Consider the following 15,850-nt stretch of genomic DNA (forward strand, 5'->3'; position numbering starts at 1 on the left):
CGTCCTCGATGAACCCGAAACCACGCATCGGCCTACTCGGCATCATGCAGGCCCTCTACGACGACATGATCCCGGGCATCGCCGAACGCCAGGACCGCTACGCCCACGATATCGCCGAACAACTCGCCGATCTCGCCGACTGGACCGTCGGCCGCCCCGTCAAGGACCGGCGTGACGCCGAGGCGGTAATGCGCGAATTCGTCAATGCCGATCTCGACGGCGTCATGGTGGTGATGCTCACCTACGGCCCGGCGATGCGCGTGGCCCGATTGTTCAACGAGAACCGACTTCCGGTGCTACTGGCCAATATTCAGCCCGAGCCGGCCGTAACCCCCGCCTGGGATATGGCGGATATGACCTACAACCAAGGCATCCATGGAGCCCAGGACACCGCCAATGCGATGGTCCGCGCCGACCGTCCGTTCACGGTCGTCACCGACGACTGGAAAAGCCCGGAATTCGCTGTGCGCGTCGACCGTTGGGCGCGAGCCGCGCGAGCCGTCACCGCATGGCGATCGCTGAAGGTCGGCGTATTCGGCTATGCCATGAACGATATGGGTGATATCCGTGTCGACGAGAACGCGCTGTTGCGGGCGCTCGGGCCGGAGATCAGCTTCGTCGCGCCCGGCGACCTCTACCGCGGCAGCCAAGCGGTGACCGATGACGACGTGGCGGCGCTGATGGCTTGGGAGGACCGGGAATTCGCGATCGATCCGGCACTGACCGGTGCGGAACGCGAAGACCACGCCCGGATGCAGATCGCTATCGAACGCATTCTCACCGACCGCGGCTACGGTGCGTACTCGACACATTTCGACGCGATCGGCGAGGACGGCCGATTCCAGCGGCTGCCACTGGCCGCGGCATCGAGTCTGATGGCCAAGGGCTACGGCTATGGCGCCGAAGGTGATGCGATGGCCGCCGCCATGGTCTACGCGGGTCACCAGCTGATCGGCGACGGCCATTTCACCGAAATGTATGCGATGGACTTCCCCTCCGACTCGATCCTGATGAGCCATATGGGCGAAGGGAATTGGCGGATCGCACGCACCGATGAGCCGGTCCGGCTGATCCGGCGCGAACTCGGCATCGGCAAGCTCGACGAACCGCCGACCTTCCTGTTCCGCTACCGGCCGGGGCCCGCGACGCTGGCCTGTCTGGTTTCGCTCGGCGGCGAAAAGTTCCGGCTGGTGGTCGCCGAGGGCACCGTGCTCGACAGCCAGGAACTGCCCGCACTGGAGATGCCCTACGGCCAGTTCCGCCCCGCGAGCGGCGTACGGGCCTGCATGGACGGCTGGCTCACCGCGGGCGGGCCGCATCACCAGGTCATGAATATCGGCCACCACGCCGCCGACTGGCAGGTCTTCTGTCAGCTCGCCGGCATCGAGTTCGTCCAGGTCTAGTCAAGGAGTTGTGCCCATGCCCACTATCAACCGACGCGGACTCTTCGCCGGCGCCGCCGGTGTCGCCGCGCTGTTGGCCGCCGCCGCGTGTTCCGTTGAGGACAGCGGGAATTCATCCGCGGCCGGCGGCATGATCGGCATCGCCATGCCGACGAAATCCTCCGAACGCTGGGTCGCCGACGGCAACAATATCGTCAAGCAGTTCAAGGACCTCGGCTACGACACCGATCTGCAGTACGCCGAAGACGTCATCGAAACGCAGGTTTCGCAGATCGAGAACATGATCACCCGGGGCGTCAAGGCACTGGTGATCGCGGCGATCGACAACAAATCGCTCACCGGCGTATTGCAGCAGGCCAAGACGAACAAGATCGCGGTGATCGCCTACGACCGGCTCATCCGCGACACCGCGAATGTCGACTATTACGCAACATTCGACAACTTCAAAGTCGGTGTGCTGGAAGCGAATTACATCGTGGACCGGCTCGGACTGCGGGACGGCAAGGGTCCGTTCTCGATCGAACTGTTCGCCGGCTCCCCCGACGACAACAACACCTACTACTTCTTCAACGGCGCCATGTCGGTGATCCGGCCCTATCTCGACTCCGGCAAGCTGGTGGTCCGCTCCGGGCAGACCGCCATCGACCAGGTGACCACGCTGCGCTGGGACGGCGCCACCGCCCAGTCGCGGATGGAGAACCTGCTCAGCGCCAACTACTCCACCACGAATATCGATGCCGTGCTGTCCCCCTACGACGGCCTCAGTATCGGCATCGTCTCGGCCCTCAAGGCGGTCGGGTACGGCAGGGGCGATAAGAAGATGCCGGTCGTCACCGGTCAGGATGCCGAGAAGGCGTCGGTGAAGTCGATCATCGCGGGCGAGCAGACCATGACCGTCTTCAAGGACACCCGTGATCTCGCCAAACGCGCCGTGCAGATGGTCAATGCGATCTTGACCAGCGGCACCCCGGAAACCAATGACACCACCTCCTACGACAACGGCGCCAAGAAGGTGCCGTCGTATCTGCTGCAGCCGGTCTCGGTCGATAAGGACAACTACCGGAAGGTGCTGATCGACTCCGGCTACTACTCCGAGCGCGACTTCGCCTGACAACCAAGAAGGGGCTGCCCAGCATGGCCGAGTCAGGGCCCGCAGGAGGCAGCCGGCATAACCACGGAGGGCCCATCGGGCATGCGTAAAGGACACAGCCCATGACCAAGCACATTCTCGAAATGCGCGGAATCACCATGGAATTCCCCGGCGTAAAAGCGCTCGACGCGGTCGATTTCGCGGTGGCCGACGGCGAAATCCACGCGCTGGTCGGCGAGAACGGCGCGGGCAAATCCACGCTCATGAAGGTGGTCAGCGGCGTCTACCCGCACGGCTCCTACAGCGGACAGATCCGCATGGACGGTACCGATGTGGCATTCAAGGATATTCGCGGTAGCGAGGCGGCGGGGATCGCGATCATCCACCAGGAATTGGCGCTGGTGCCGCAGCTTTCGATCGCGGAGAATATCTTCCTCGGCAATGAACGGCTGCGCAGCTGGACCGTCGACTGGCACGAGACCAATCGGCAGGCGATGCTGCTGATGCGGCAGGTCGGTCTCGTCGAGGATCCCGAAACCCTGGTCGCCGCTTTGGGTGTCGGTAAACAGCAGCTGGTGGAGATCGCCAAGGCGCTGTCCAAACAGGTGCGATTGCTCATCCTCGACGAACCGACCGCGGCACTCAACGAGACCGACAGTGCGAGCCTGCTCGCACTGCTGCGGCAACTGCGCGAACAGGGCATCACCTCGATCCTTATCTCGCACAAGCTCAATGAAGTGCTCGAGGTCGCCGATTCGATAACCGTGCTGCGCGACGGCCGCACCATCGAGACCTTGGATGCGGCGGCCGCGGAGGTCACCGAGGATCGCATTATCAAGGGGATGGTCGGGCGCGATCTCGACCACCGGTTCCCGCCGCGGGCGGATCCGCAGATCGGCGAGGTGTTCTTCGAGATCGCCGATTGGAATGTCGACCACCCGACCATCGCCGATCGCCGGATCGTCCGGGACGCCGCACTCAACGTACGGCGCGGTGAAATCGTCGGCATCGCCGGATTGATGGGTGCCGGGCGCACCGAATTGGCGATGAGTGTTTTCGGCCGGTCCTACGGCCGCAATATTCGCGGGACAATACGCAAAGATGGTGCGGTACTGCGCGTTTCGTCGGTGCGCGATGCGATCGGCGCGGGGATCGCCTATGTCTCGGAGGACCGTAAACAATACGGATTGATCCTCGACGAGGACATCCGACGCAATATGACCCTCGCCAATCTCCCCGCGGTCTCGCGGCACGCCGTCATCGACACCCACCGCGAGATCGTCGAAGCCGAGCGCCTGCGCACCCGGCTGACGGTGAAGACGCCGACGGTATTCCAGAAGGTGGGCAACCTCTCCGGCGGAAACCAGCAGAAGGTCGTACTCGGCAAATGGATCTTCACCGAACCCGATCTGCTGATCCTCGACGAGCCGACCCGCGGTATCGACGTCGGCGCCAAATACGAGATCTACCTGATCGTTCAGCAGCTCGCCGCAGCCGGAAAAGGCGTGCTGATCATCTCCTCGGAACTGCCGGAATTACTCGGCCTGTGTGACCGCGTCTACGCGATGAGCCAGGGCCGCATCACCGGGGAACTTCCGAAACACGAAGCCACACAGGAGGCTGTCATGAAACTGATGACACGCGGCACCGCCACAGCCGAGGCGGTACCCGAATGACATTGCTGGACAAACTTGAAGACGACGACTCCGCGGAGGTTATCGCGAAGGCCGTCGAGCAGAAACAGGTCGGCGCGCTCGCTGCCCTGCGCCGCACCCTGCGCGGCAATGTGCGCCAATACGGCATGATCGTGGCGCTCGTGGTGATCACGCTGCTGTTCCAAATCCTCACCACGGCAAAGCTTTCCGACGGTGTCAGCCTGTTGACGCCGCTCAATGTCACCAATGTCATCCTGCAGAACGGCTACATCCTGGTGCTGGCCATCGGGATGATGCTGGTGATCATCAACGGGCACATCGACCTGTCGGTCGGATCACTGTGCGCGCTGGTCGGTGCGGTGACCGGTATCGCCATCGTGCAGTGGCACTGGCCGTGGCCGCTTGTCGTGCTGGCGGCCGTCGCGATGGGCGCGGCCATCGGTGCGTGGCAAGGGTATTGGATCGCCTACGTCAAAATTCCGGCGTTCATCGTCACCCTCGGCGGCATGCTGCTGTTCCGTGGACTGGCGCAACTGGTGCTCAAAGGCCAGTCGATCGGCCCGTTCCCGCAGGGCTTCGTGAATATCGCGGCCGGGTACCTACCGAATTGGTTGCCGCTGCACGCCGTTCAGTTCGCCGGGTTCAACGGAATCGCCATCCGGCTGCGCGTCGGTGAGCTGAACGGTTTGACCTTGCTCATCGGCGTGCTCGCGGTGGCGGCCCTGGTGTGGTCGCAATGGCGGGTGCGCCAACGCCGCCACTCCTACGGTCTGCCTGCCGGACCGCGCTCGCTGTTCATCGCGAAGTTGGCGGCGCTCGGCGCGGTCATCCTGGCCTTTAGTTTCGTATTGGCGTCCTACAACGGGATTCCGATTATCGGCGTCATCCTGATCGTGTTGATCGTGCTGTATTCGTTCGTCATGAACCGGTCGGTGATCGGGCGCCAGATCTACGCCGTCGGCGGCAACGAGAAGGCCGCACAACTGTCCGGGGTGAATACCAAGGCCAATACGTTCTGGGTTTTCGTGAATATGGGCGTGCTCGCGGCGCTGGCGGGTGTCATCTTCGCGGCCCGGCTCGGTGCGGCAACTCCGAAGGCGGGACAGAACTTCGAGCTCGACGCCATTGCCGCGGCATTCGTCGGTGGCGCGTCGGCCAGCGGCGGTATCGGCACGGTCGTCGGCGCCATTGTCGGAGCGCTGGTGATGGGCGTGATGAACAACGGCATGTCGATGCTCGGCGTCGGCAGCGACTGGCAGTTGGTCATCAAGGGCCTGGTGCTGCTGGCCGCAGTGGCATTCGACGTCTACAACAAGAAGCGCGCTGCGGCCTGACCCTTCACCGCTGGGCCGGTGCCGCCGTGCTGTCGCGCGTGACCAGCGTCGGCACCACCGACGGCGATGCCGGTTCGGCGGTGGTGCCGTCGAATTCCAAGAGCCGCAACAACATCTGCATACTGCGGCGGCCCACCTCGTCGAAGTCCTGCCGGACGGTCGTGAGCGGCGACGAAAGGTAAGCGGCCTCCGGAATATCGTCGAACCCGACCACCGAGATGTCGGCGGGTACGCGGATACCGCGTTCGGTGAAGGCGCGCAGCATGCCGAGCGCCATCTGGTCATTGGCCGCGAATACCGCGGTCACATCGGGCTGCGCGGCGAGCAGCAGGCCCGCTTCGTATCCGGAGCGGGCACTCCAATCCCCACCGATCACCGGGGGGATCGGCGCGCCCGCGGCCTCCAGCGTGCGTCGCCAGCCCTCGATGCGGTCGCGTGCCTCCAGCCAGTCACTGGGACCGGCGACCTGCCATACCGTGCGATGCCCCAGATCGAGCAGATGCTGCACCGCCAGGCGGGCACCCTCGACCTGATCCACCGAAACCGACGGCAAGCCGCTGTCCTGTCCGGCCTCGACCGCGACGGCCAGCAGGCGTTCGGGCAGATTGTGCAGTGCCGCGGCGGCGGCCATCTGCGGGGCGATGACGATGATCCCGTCCACACCCTGATCGGCCAGGCTGTTCGCGGCCGCCAGCACACTGGAGCGGTCCACCGTCTCCAGCGCGAAGATGCTGACACCGTAACCAGCTGCGCGAGCGGCACGTTCGATGCCGAGCAGGGTGCATGCCGGGCCGTACAGGATGGTGTCGAAACTGACCACGCCGAGCATATTCGAGCGCCTGCTGACCAGACCCCTGGCCATGGCGTTGGGTCGGTAGCCGAGTTGTTCGACGGCGCGCAATACCCGCTCGCGGGTCTCCGGGCGCACGTTCGCGCTGCCGTTGAGCACCCGCGACACGGTCTGATGGGAGACTCCGGCGAGTTTGGCGACATCGGTCATGACCGCCGGGCGCGCGCCCGTCGGTCGAACCGCCGTTGAGGTGTCCCCGGCGGCAAATCCGTCTCTGTCCCTCACATCCCACCTTCCAAGCGTCGCGTCGAATAGTCGTCCCGGCTTCCCCCAGGTTAACGCTCACACAGCCGATGGCCGCACCACGACCCGAACTACCGTGCCGACCTCGGCAACCGATATCCAGTCGTCGCCACCAGATTACGGCCCTCAGAGCTCTTGACTAGAAGAATGTGAGCGCTAACACTAACAGGACTACCGCACCTCGGTGCAACACGTTTCACAATTCAAGGGAGAGCCTGATCGTGTTGAAGAGGCTTCTGATCACCGCCAGCGCACTTGTCCTCACCGCAGCAACAGCCATCGGCTGCGGCAGCTCGGGAAGCGACCAGACCGTACTCGGGTTCTCCCAGGTAGGCGCTGAAAGCGGTTGGCGCACCGCGAATACGAAATCCATCCAGGACGCCGCGGCCGCAGCCGGAATACAGCTGAAATTCGCTGACGCCCAACAAAAACAGGAAAACCAGATCAAGGCGATCCGCACCTTCATCCAGCAGCGTGTGGACGTCATTGCCTTCTCCCCCGTCGTCGCATCCGGATGGGACACCGTCCTGAAGGAGGCCAAGGACGCCAAGATTCCGGTGATCCTCACCGACCGCGCGGTCGACTCGGCCGACACCTCGCTGTATGTGACCTTCCTCGGCTCGGATTTCGTCGAAGAGGGCCGCAGGGCGGCGAATTGGCTCGTCGACGCGACCAAGAACTCGAACGACACCGTGAATATCGCGGAGTTGCAGGGCACTACCGGATCCGCGCCCGCGACGGATCGGAAGAAGGGTTTCCAGGAGATCATCGGCGCCGACCCGAAGTTCAAGATCATCGCATCACAGACCGCGGAGTTCACCCGCGCCAAGGGTAAAGAGGTGATGCAGGCATTCCTGGCCGCGCACCGCGATATCAACGTGTTGTACGCGCACAACGACGATATGGCGCTCGGTGCGATCCAGGCGATCGAGGAAGCCGGGCTGAAGCCGGGTAAGGACATCAAGATCATCTCGATCGATGGGACCCGAGATGCCTTCCAGGCCATGGCCGACGGCAAGATCAACGTCGTGGTCGAATGCAATCCGCTGCTCGGCCCGAAGCTGATGGAGATCACCAAGGAGGTTGTGGCGGGTCACCCGACGCCCAAGCGGATCGTCACCGACGAAGGCGTCTACACCCAGGACCAGGCCGCCGCCGCGCTGCCCACTCGTACGTACTGAGCCGGAGCCGCGCATGTCGGAATCGACTGTCACACCTGCACTTCGGATGTCGGGCATTGTCAAGCGTTTCGCCGGCGTCACCGCGCTGTCCGAAGTGGACCTGCGGCTGTTCCCCGGTGAGATACACGCACTGGTCGGTGAGAACGGTGCGGGCAAATCCACCCTCATCAAGGTGCTCACCGGAATCCACGACGCCGACGCCGGGACCATCGAACTCGACGGTCGCCCAGTGCGATTCACCGGCCCGCAGCAGGCGCTGCGGGCCGGGGTGAGCACCGTCTATCAGGAGGTGAATCTGTGCCCGAATCTGTCGGTGGCGGAGAACATCTACATCGGACGGGAACCGCGGCGAGCCGGTCTGATCCGCTTCGCCACGATGCGTCGCGATGCCGCCCGGCTGCTGGCCAGACTGCATCTGAACATCGATGTGGCGGCTCCACTCGGGTCGTATTCGCTTGCGGTACAACAGCTCATCGCCATCGCCCGAGCTGTCGACCTGGATGCGAGGGTCCTCATCCTGGACGAGCCGACCTCATCGCTGGACTCCGGTGAGGTCGAGCAACTGTTCGCGGTGATGCGCAGGCTTGCCGCCGAGGGCGTGGCGATCGGATTCGTCACCCACTTCCTCGATCAGATCTTCGAGATCTGCGACCGGGCAACCGTGCTGCGCAACGGAACTCTCGTCGGCGAATATCCGGTGGCACAGCTGGACCAGAAGGATCTCATCGCGCACATGCTCGGCACGGCGCTGCGCACGCTCGACGAGATCGAGCACGAGAAACCGGATCCGGCGGTGGTCGCGCGCCACGATCCGCTGTTGCAAGCCACCGGGATCGGCGGGCGCCGCAATTCTGTCGCGCCCTTCGATCTCACCGTCCGGGACGGCGAAGTCGTCGGGTTGGCCGGACTGCTCGGCTCCGGCCGCACCGAGGTGGCGCGACTGCTCTTCGGTGCCGACCGCGCGTCCACCGGGAACCTCCGCGTGGCGGGCGCACCGACGGCACTGCGCTCGCCGCGCGCCGCGATCGACCACCGGATCGCCTTCTGTCCCGAAGATCGCAAATCCCAGGGCCTGATCCTCGACCTGTCGGTGCGCGACAATATCGTGCTCGCGGTCCAGGCCGCGCGCGGCTGGGCCCGGCCGCTGCCGGCGCGCAAGCGCGACGAACTCGTCGCCGGGTACCTCACCTCGCTGCGGATCGTCCCGGCCGATCCGGATACGCCGGTGAAATTTCTCAGCGGCGGCAACCAGCAGAAGGTGCTGCTGGCCCGCTGGCTGGCCACCCGGCCGAAACTGTTGATCCTCGATGAACCGACCCGCGGCATCGATATCGGCGCCAAGGCGGAAATCCAGCGACTGGTCATCTCGCTGTCCGAGGAGGGCATGTCGGTGCTGTTCATCTCCGCCGAACTCGAGGAGGTACTGCGGCTGAGTCACAAGGTGGCGATCCTGCGCGATCGGCGGCTGGTCGCCGAACTCGTCAACGATGCCACCCTGACCATGGATCGCCTCACCGAAACCATTGCGAGCGGGGCGATTTCATGACGATTATCCGAAGCCACCTGTTCTGGCCCGCGGCCGCGCTCATCGCCTTGCTGATCGTCAACGTCGCGTTCACACCCGGCTTCCTGTCGATCCGCATCCAGGACGGACACCTCTACGGCAGCCTGATCGATATCCTGCGCTACGGCGCACCACTGGTGCTGATCTCGCTCGGCATGACGCTGGTCATCGCGACGCGCGGCATCGACCTGTCGGTCGGCACGGTCGTGGCGATCGCGGGTGCGCTGGCCTGTCTGCACATCAGCGATATGCCGGATCAGGCCGATGCCGCGGGCGTCGCCGTCGCGGTGCTGATCGCGCTCGGCGTGGCGGTCGCGCTCGGACTGTGGAACGGAGTGTTGGTGGCGCGCTTCGGGATTCAGCCGATCGTGGCGACATTGATCCTGATGGTGGCCGGACGCGGTGTCGCACAGCTGATTACGTCCGGCCAGATCATCACGATCAACAGTCCGCCGTACAAAGTCATCGGTGGTGGTTATCTGCTCGGCCTGCCGGTGCCCGTATTGGTCGCCGCCGCAGTGTTCGCTGGGCTCGCGTTGTTGTTGCGGCGCAGTGCGCTCGGGCTGCTGCTGGAATCGGTGGGCGGTAATGCCGAGGCGGCACGTCTGGTCGGCATCCGGGCCGGTGGTCTGATCGTCGCGGTGTACGCGGTCTGTGCGTGTTGTGCGGCGATCGCGGGACTGATGATCAGCTCGAATGTCTCTGCGGCGGATGGCAATAACGCCGGACTGTGGATCGAACTCGATGCGATTCTCGCGGTCGTCATCGGCGGTACCGCATTGACCGGTGGGCGATTTCAGCTCGGCGGCACCGTCCTCGGGGCGCTGGTGATCCAGACGCTCACCACCACGATCTACACCGTCGGGGTGCCACCGGAGACGACGCTGGTCTCCAAGGCGGTCGTGGTGATCGCGGTATGCCTGATCCAGTCACCGGCGTTCCGCGCCAAGGTCTTTCGCCGCCGATCCCGACCGAGTATTCCATCGACAGCGACGGAGGCGACTACATGAACGTGCTGACCCAGGCCCGCGCCGTCCGACCTGTGCTGCGCCGACCCACGATGCGCGGACACCGCAGCCGATATATCCCGGTGCTGGCGACCGCGGCACTGTTCGCCGTCATCTACGGCGTCGCAGTGATGCGCTATCCGGCATTCGGCTATCCGCAGGTTTTCGTGAACCTGTTCATAGACAACGCCTTTCTGCTGGTCCTCGCCGTCGGGACGACCTTCGTGATCCTCACCGGCGGCATCGACCTGTCCGTCGGTGCGGTGCTGGCCCTGTCCACAGTGGTCTCGGCGTGGCTGGTGACCGGGCACGGTTGGCCGCCGCTGCTGGTCATGCCACTCATGCTGGTCGGCGGCACGCTCTTCGGCGCCGCGATGGGCGCGGTCATCCACTACTTCGAGATCCAGCCGTTCATCGTCACGCTGGCCGGGATGTTCCTCGCGCGCGGGCTGGCGTATGTGATCAGCACGGATTCGATCACGATCACCGAACCGGTGTATACGGATCTGGCGCAGCGTCGATTCCGGCTCGGCGGGGACGTATTCCTGACGGTGGGCATGATCGTCGCGCTGGTGATCGTCGCAGCGGCGTTCGTCGTCCTGCACTACACCCGGCTCGGTCGCACCGCGTACGCGATCGGCGGCAACGAACAGTCGGCACTCATGATGGGGCTACCGGTGGCCAGGACCAAGGTCGCCGTGTACGCGATCAGCGGCTTCTGCTCGGCACTCGCGGGCATCCTATTCACGCTCTACACCCTGTCCGGCTGGAGCCTGCACGCCGTCGGTATGGAACTCGACGCCATCGCCGCGGTAGTTATCGGCGGCACCCTACTCACCGGCGGCTCCGGATTCGTCCTCGGCTCGGTACTCGGCGTACTGACCCTCGGCGTAATCCAGACCATCATCAGCTTCGAAGGCACCCTGAGTTCCTGGTGGACCAAGATCTTCGTCGGCGTCCTGCTACTCGCCTTCATCCTGCTCCAGCGCACCATCGCAACGCGCGACGGATAATGCCTCCACAGGGGTGTCGTTGGGTGACTCGACGAATTGTTGGCATAATTTCTAACAATATGGTCGCCTGAACAGGATGGTGTCAGTGTCGCAGACTTCCGAGTTGGAGCGGGGAACGCAGGGCAAAGCCATTGCGGTGGAGCGGTTGCGGCGTGCCGTTCGACAGGGGGAGGTGGCGCCTGGACAGCGGCTTGTCGAAGCGGAGTTGGTCGAGCAGTTCGGGGTCACCAGGGGGAGTGTGCGGGCCGCCATCGACGAGTTGGTGGCAGAAGGGTTGATCGAGCGAATCCATAATCGGGGTGCTCGGGTGCGCCGGGTTACCAAGCAGCAGGCCGTCGAAATCCTCGAATGCCGTAGGGCGCTCGAAGGTTTGATTGCCGCCAAGGCGGCCGAACATGCCGGCCCGGCCGATGTGGAGCGGCTGCGCGAGTATGCCGATCAGCTGACCGCCGCGGTGCAGGAGAGTGCGCCGCTGAAGTATTCCGAGCTCAACCATGAGTTGCATGCGGCGCTCGCCGAGATTGCCGGTCAATCGATCGCCAGTGATCTGATCGGGCGGCTCAATACCCAGGTGGTGCGGTTCCAGTTCCAGTTGTCGCTGCGGCCGGGGCGTCCGCAGACCTCGCTCGGCGAGCATCTTGCTGTGATCGAGGCCGTGATCGCGCACGATCCTGCCGGTGCCGAGCAGGCAATGCGTGCGCACCTGGACAGTGTCATCGCCGCGGTCGGCGACTTCGACTGAGCACGAGATCAATTCGGCCCGACGAGGATCGGCAGCGGTACCAGCAAGCAGTGAGCCGTGCCTCGTTGAGCGACACCAGCGCCGCAGCAACCCGCACCAGCACCAGCACCAGCACCAGCACCAGCACCGAAGCAAGCACACCGGCGCTCATGTCCTTGTGGACGGCAGATGGGACAGTTGTTGCTTGGCGCCGTTGTCGTAAAAGGTGCCGCAACCGCCGCTCATACGTCTTCACTGACCGTTCGCCTTCGCCTGCCTGTTGCGGCAGGCCCGTCCCAGACCCAACCGATCATCACGGCTCCAAGACTTCGTCACCAAAATTGTTGACAATTTTGCCGACAAAAATCTACCGTGATAGCGGACGTGAGCTACAACGCATGTCCGTGCTCCGCCGCATGGTGCGGCATCCGTGATCGAGTGAGGTGAGGCGATGGCCGAGAACGCAACCGAATCGCTACTGGTGGTGAGTGCCCACGCGGGCGACTTCGTCTGGCGCGCGGGCGGCACGATCGCGCTGGCCGCGGCACGCGGCGAGCGGGCAACCGTGGTGTGCCTGAGCTATGGCGAGCGCGGTGAGTCGGCCAAGGCCTGGCGGGAGGGCAAGGCCCTCGACGAGATCAAGGCGCTGCGGCGCAGTGAGGCCGAGGCGGCCGCCGACGTACTCGGGGCCGATATCCGCTTCCTCGATGCCGGCGACTACCCGCTGCTCGAATCGCAGGAATTGACCGACCAGCTGGTGCGCGTCTACCGCGAGGTCACCCCGACCGTGGTGCTCACCCATACCCTGGTCGACCCGTACAACGGCGACCATCCCGCGGCCGCCCGGATGGCGCTGCAGGCCCGCATCCTGGCCCAGGCCGTCGGCTACGACGCTCCCGGCGAGGCATTGGGCGCTCCCCCGGTCTTCAGCTTCGAACCACATCAGTCGGAGATGTCGGAGTTTCGCCCCGACGTGCTGCTCGATATCACCGAGGTGTTCGAGACCAAGCGCAAGGCAATGCGCTGTCTCGGCGCTCAGGAGCACATGTGGACCTACTACGAGGATCTGGCCGCGCGCCGCGGCGTGCAGCTCGAACGCAATGCGGGCCCGAACCTGGGACTATTGAAGAACAGTCGCGCCGAGGCGTTCGTGCGCCACTACCCGCACGTCACCACTCGGCTGTCGTGAATACCCCTGCGCACCAGCTCCGCGTCGCGGTGCTCGGATTCGGTGAAGCCGGTGGCGCTTTCGCCCGCGATCTCGTCGTGGCGGGAGCCGATGTGCGCGGATTCGATCCGAAAGTCGTTGCACCGGAGGGTGTTACGCAGCGCTCCGATGACGCCGACGCGGTCCGTGACGCGGAGTTGGTCTTCAACCTGACCACCGGAAACGAAGCGGAGTCCGTGCTGCGGGCCGCCCTGCCCGGGCTGCGACCGGGCACCGTTTGGGCGGAGGCGAATACCGTTTCGCCCGCGTTGAAGGTGCAGCTGGCCGAGTTGGTCGAAGATGTCGGCGGCGAACTCGTGGATGTCGCGATCATGGCCCCGGTGCCAGGAAAAGGCCTGAACACCCCGATGACGGCCGCCGGTCCCGCAGCACCGCTGTTCGGGACCATGATGAGCGGTCTCGGGGGCGCGATCAAGCTGGTCGACGGCCCGATCGGTGCCGCGAGTTCGCGCAAGCTGCTGCGCAGTGTGGTCTACAAGGGCTTGGCTGCGGCAGTCGTCGAGGCGATGGCGGGGGCAGCGGCGGCCGGCTGCGCCGAGTGGTTCCACGAGCATTTGACCACCGAGTTCGTGAATTTCGACGCGAACATGATCGACCGGCTGATCAGCGGCACTTACACGCACGCGAACCGCCGGGCCGAGGAGATGGCGGCCGCCGCGCAGCAACTGACCGACCTCGGCATCACCCCGCATATCGCGTCCGCCACCCGAGATGCCTTGCAGGCCATTGCCGCACCGCATCGACAAGGAGAGGAAGGCCTATGAAGTCCATTGTGGTGACCGATCCGCCGCGCGCGTCAATCGAGGATGCCGCCCGACTGGGTGCGTACGGTGTCGCGACCGTGCACGAAGCCGCCGGTCGGGTCGGATATCTGGGTCCGCGGCTGCGTCCGGCCTGGCCGGGGGCGCGGATCGGCGGCACCGCCGTCACCGTGGTGTGCTGGCCCGGCGACAACCTGATGATCCATGTGGCGGTCGAACAGTGCATCGAAGGCGATGTCCTTGTGGTGGTGACGAATTCGCCTTCCACAGACGGACTCTTCGGCGAGCTGTTCGCGACCGCGCTGCAGCGTCGCGGTGTGCGCGGCGTCGTATTGGGTTGCGGTGTCCGGGATGTCGCGGAGCTGCGGGAGATGGGCTTTCCCGCTTGGTCGACAGCCGTGAGTGCGCAGGGGTCGGTCAAGGCGACCGCCGGGGCGATCAATGTGCCGATCGTGCTGGAGGGCCAGGTGATTCACGCCGGTGACGTGATCGTCGCCGACGACGACGGCGTCGCCTGCGTGCCGCGCCTGAAAGTCCCCGAGGTACTGGAACTTTCGGCCGCCCGCGTGGCCAAGGAAGAGGACGGCCGCCGAGCGTTCCAGCGGGGTGAGCTCGGCCTGGACCGCTACGGCCTGCGCGACCGCCTCGACGAATTCGGCATCACCTATCTCTCCTACGACGACTACATCGCCAAGGAACGGCAATGAATCCGGTTGCCGACCAAGGTGTTCCGTGCATATGGATGAGGGGCGGAACATCCAAGGGCGGGTATTTCCGGGCGGTCGATCTGCCCGCGGATCCGCCGGCGCGCGATGATCTGCTGCTGCGGATCATGGGCACGCCGGATCCGCGGCAGATCGACGGCATGGGCGGGGCCACGTCGCTGACCAGCAAGGTGGCGATAGTCTCGCCATCGCAGCGTTCAGGCGTCGACGTCGACTATCTGTTCCTGCAGTTGGGCGTCGATCAGCCGACGGTGTCGGATAAGCAGAACTGCGGCAATATCCTCGCCGGTGTCGGCCAGTTCGCAGTGGAGACCGGAATGGTGACCGCGACCGGTGACAGTGCGAGTGTCCGTATCCACCTGATCAATTCCGGCAGCCTCGCGACCGCAAGCTTCCCGATTCGCGACGGGCTGCCGGTCTACAACGGCGACACCACCATCGATGGCGTCCCCGGCGCCGCGGCACCGGTGGTGTTGTCGTTCACCGATACCGCGGGCTCGGCCACAGAAGGACTTTTCCCCACCGGACGACTGCGCGACAGCATCGACGGTATCGACGTCACCTGCGTGGACAACGGCATGCCGGTCGTGGTTGCGACCGCGACGAGTTTCGGGCTGACCGGCTACGAGGCGCACGCCGAACTGGCCGCTGACACCGCCTTGTTGGACCGCGTAGACCGCCTGCGCCGCAAGGCCGCCCAACTGATGGGTCTCGGCGACGTGTCACAGTCGTCGATACCCAAGACGGTATTGCTCGCCTCCGCCCGCGACGGCGGCCGAGTGTGCACCCGCTCCTTCATCCCCGTCCAACCACATACTTCGATCGGCGTGTTCGCCGCGATCAGCGCGGTAACGGCAATGATGACTCCGGGAGCGGTCGGCCACGACCCCACCGCGGGCCGACCGCAGCGGATAGACGTGGAGCACCCGTCCGGGCATCTGCTGGTCGATATCGACCTGGATACCACCGTCACCCCGCCGCTGGTGCGTTCGGCCGGTGTGGTGCGAACCGCTCGAAAACTGTTCGCCGGTACGGCTTTTCCCCGCATTTGATGCGCCGTTGGTCAAGGAGGACC

Annotated in this window: 14 protein-coding genes; 13 read left to right on the forward strand and 1 reads right to left on the reverse strand. The window is 64.8% G+C overall.

Translation table 11 applies throughout. The features are described 5' to 3' along the window. Window positions 1-8: 8 nt before the first annotated feature. The 4 genes from ACIBW7_RS28120 (at window position 9) to mmsB (ending at window position 5,482) form a co-directional block, all read left to right on the forward strand. A complete protein-coding gene (locus ACIBW7_RS28120) occupies window positions 9-1,403 on the forward strand; it encodes an L-fucose/L-arabinose isomerase family protein (RefSeq protein ID WP_397051328.1) in 1,395 nt (464 codons plus the stop codon). 16 nt (window positions 1,404-1,419) lie between these two features. Next, the gene (chvE, locus tag ACIBW7_RS28125; RefSeq protein WP_040698588.1) at window positions 1,420-2,514 is read left to right on the forward strand and encodes a multiple monosaccharide ABC transporter substrate-binding protein; all 1,095 of its coding nucleotides are present in this window, start codon (window positions 1,420-1,422) and stop codon (window positions 2,512-2,514) included. A gap of 101 nt (window positions 2,515-2,615) precedes the next feature. After that, a complete protein-coding gene (mmsA, locus tag ACIBW7_RS28130) occupies window positions 2,616-4,169 on the forward strand; it encodes a multiple monosaccharide ABC transporter ATP-binding protein (protein ID WP_397051331.1) in 1,554 nt (517 codons plus the stop codon). After that, on the forward strand, window positions 4,166-5,482 hold the full coding sequence (gene mmsB / locus ACIBW7_RS28135) for a multiple monosaccharide ABC transporter permease (protein ID WP_397051333.1): 1,317 nt from the start codon (window positions 4,166-4,168) through the stop codon (window positions 5,480-5,482). Before mmsA ends, mmsB begins: the two co-directional genes overlap by 4 nt. 4 nt (window positions 5,483-5,486) lie before the next feature. On the opposite strand, the gene ACIBW7_RS28140 is transcribed toward mmsB, so the two are convergent. Beyond that, on the reverse strand, window positions 5,487-6,557 hold the full coding sequence (locus ACIBW7_RS28140) for a LacI family DNA-binding transcriptional regulator (protein ID WP_397051335.1): 1,071 nt from the start codon (window positions 6,555-6,557) through the stop codon (window positions 5,487-5,489). Between the two features lie 239 nt (window positions 6,558-6,796). Here ACIBW7_RS28140 and ACIBW7_RS28145 point away from each other — a divergent pair, with 239 nt between their 5' ends. The 9 genes from ACIBW7_RS28145 (at window position 6,797) to ACIBW7_RS28185 (ending at window position 15,827) form a co-directional block, all read left to right on the forward strand. Then, complete coding sequence (locus tag ACIBW7_RS28145) at window positions 6,797-7,756, forward strand: ABC transporter substrate-binding protein (protein WP_397051337.1); 960 nt, start codon at window positions 6,797-6,799, stop codon at window positions 7,754-7,756. 13 nt (window positions 7,757-7,769) lie between these two features. Beyond that, window positions 7,770-9,302 carry a sugar ABC transporter ATP-binding protein gene (locus ACIBW7_RS28150; protein WP_397051339.1) on the forward strand — a complete coding sequence of 511 codons (1,533 nt, stop codon included), beginning with the start codon at window positions 7,770-7,772 and terminating at the stop codon, window positions 9,300-9,302. After that, on the forward strand, window positions 9,299-10,330 hold the full coding sequence (locus ACIBW7_RS28155; protein ID WP_397051341.1) for an ABC transporter permease: 1,032 nt from the start codon (window positions 9,299-9,301) through the stop codon (window positions 10,328-10,330). The genes ACIBW7_RS28150 and ACIBW7_RS28155 overlap by 4 nt, the downstream gene beginning before the upstream one ends. After that, entirely contained in the window at window positions 10,327-11,340 is a 1,014-nt protein-coding gene (gene yjfF, locus ACIBW7_RS28160; RefSeq protein WP_397051343.1) for a galactofuranose ABC transporter, permease protein YjfF, read from the forward strand. Before ACIBW7_RS28155 ends, yjfF begins: the two co-directional genes overlap by 4 nt. 76 nt (window positions 11,341-11,416) lie before the next feature. After that, on the forward strand, window positions 11,417-12,082 hold the full coding sequence (locus tag ACIBW7_RS28165; protein WP_397051345.1) for a GntR family transcriptional regulator: 666 nt from the start codon (window positions 11,417-11,419) through the stop codon (window positions 12,080-12,082). A 430-nt stretch (window positions 12,083-12,512) separates the two neighbouring features. Beyond that, window positions 12,513-13,250, forward strand: coding sequence for a PIG-L deacetylase family protein (locus ACIBW7_RS28170; protein ID WP_397051347.1), 738 nt, complete (start codon window positions 12,513-12,515; stop codon window positions 13,248-13,250). Beyond that, window positions 13,247-14,053: a DUF1932 domain-containing protein gene (locus tag ACIBW7_RS28175; RefSeq protein ID WP_397051349.1), complete on the forward strand. Its 807-nt coding sequence runs from the start codon at window positions 13,247-13,249 to the stop codon at window positions 14,051-14,053. The genes ACIBW7_RS28170 and ACIBW7_RS28175 overlap by 4 nt, the downstream gene beginning before the upstream one ends. Then, a complete protein-coding gene (locus tag ACIBW7_RS28180) occupies window positions 14,050-14,757 on the forward strand; it encodes a 4-carboxy-4-hydroxy-2-oxoadipate aldolase/oxaloacetate decarboxylase (RefSeq protein WP_397051351.1) in 708 nt (235 codons plus the stop codon). The genes ACIBW7_RS28175 and ACIBW7_RS28180 overlap by 4 nt, the downstream gene beginning before the upstream one ends. Further along, window positions 14,754-15,827: a 4-oxalomesaconate tautomerase gene (locus ACIBW7_RS28185; RefSeq protein ID WP_397051353.1), complete on the forward strand. Its 1,074-nt coding sequence runs from the start codon at window positions 14,754-14,756 to the stop codon at window positions 15,825-15,827. Before ACIBW7_RS28180 ends, ACIBW7_RS28185 begins: the two co-directional genes overlap by 4 nt. Window positions 15,828-15,850: the final 23 nt, after the last annotated feature.

Origin of the sequence: Nocardia sp. NPDC049526 (assembly GCF_044465765.1) — a bacterium.
Taxonomy (GTDB): Bacteria; Actinomycetota; Actinomycetes; order Mycobacteriales; family Mycobacteriaceae; genus Nocardia.

What these genes read in the sequence shown, in the direction of transcription:
- ACIBW7_RS28120 (WP_397051328.1), top strand. Translation starts at nt 9, where the DNA reads ATGAACCCGAAACCACGCATCGGCCTACTCGGCATCATGCAGGCCCTC.
- chvE (WP_040698588.1), top strand. Translation starts at nt 1,420, where the DNA reads ATGCCCACTATCAACCGACGCGGACTCTTCGCCGGCGCCGCCGGTGTC.
- mmsA (WP_397051331.1), top strand. Translation starts at nt 2,616, where the DNA reads ATGACCAAGCACATTCTCGAAATGCGCGGAATCACCATGGAATTCCCC.
- mmsB (WP_397051333.1), top strand. Translation starts at nt 4,166, where the DNA reads ATGACATTGCTGGACAAACTTGAAGACGACGACTCCGCGGAGGTTATC.
- ACIBW7_RS28150 (WP_397051339.1), top strand. Translation starts at nt 7,770, where the DNA reads ATGTCGGAATCGACTGTCACACCTGCACTTCGGATGTCGGGCATTGTC.
- ACIBW7_RS28155 (WP_397051341.1), top strand. Translation starts at nt 9,299, where the DNA reads ATGACGATTATCCGAAGCCACCTGTTCTGGCCCGCGGCCGCGCTCATC.
- yjfF (WP_397051343.1), top strand. Translation starts at nt 10,327, where the DNA reads ATGAACGTGCTGACCCAGGCCCGCGCCGTCCGACCTGTGCTGCGCCGA.
- ACIBW7_RS28165 (WP_397051345.1), top strand. Translation starts at nt 11,417, where the DNA reads ATGGTGTCAGTGTCGCAGACTTCCGAGTTGGAGCGGGGAACGCAGGGC.
- ACIBW7_RS28170 (WP_397051347.1), top strand. Translation starts at nt 12,513, where the DNA reads ATGGCCGAGAACGCAACCGAATCGCTACTGGTGGTGAGTGCCCACGCG.
- ACIBW7_RS28180 (WP_397051351.1), top strand. Translation starts at nt 14,050, where the DNA reads ATGAAGTCCATTGTGGTGACCGATCCGCCGCGCGCGTCAATCGAGGAT.
- ACIBW7_RS28185 (WP_397051353.1), top strand. Translation starts at nt 14,754, where the DNA reads ATGAATCCGGTTGCCGACCAAGGTGTTCCGTGCATATGGATGAGGGGC.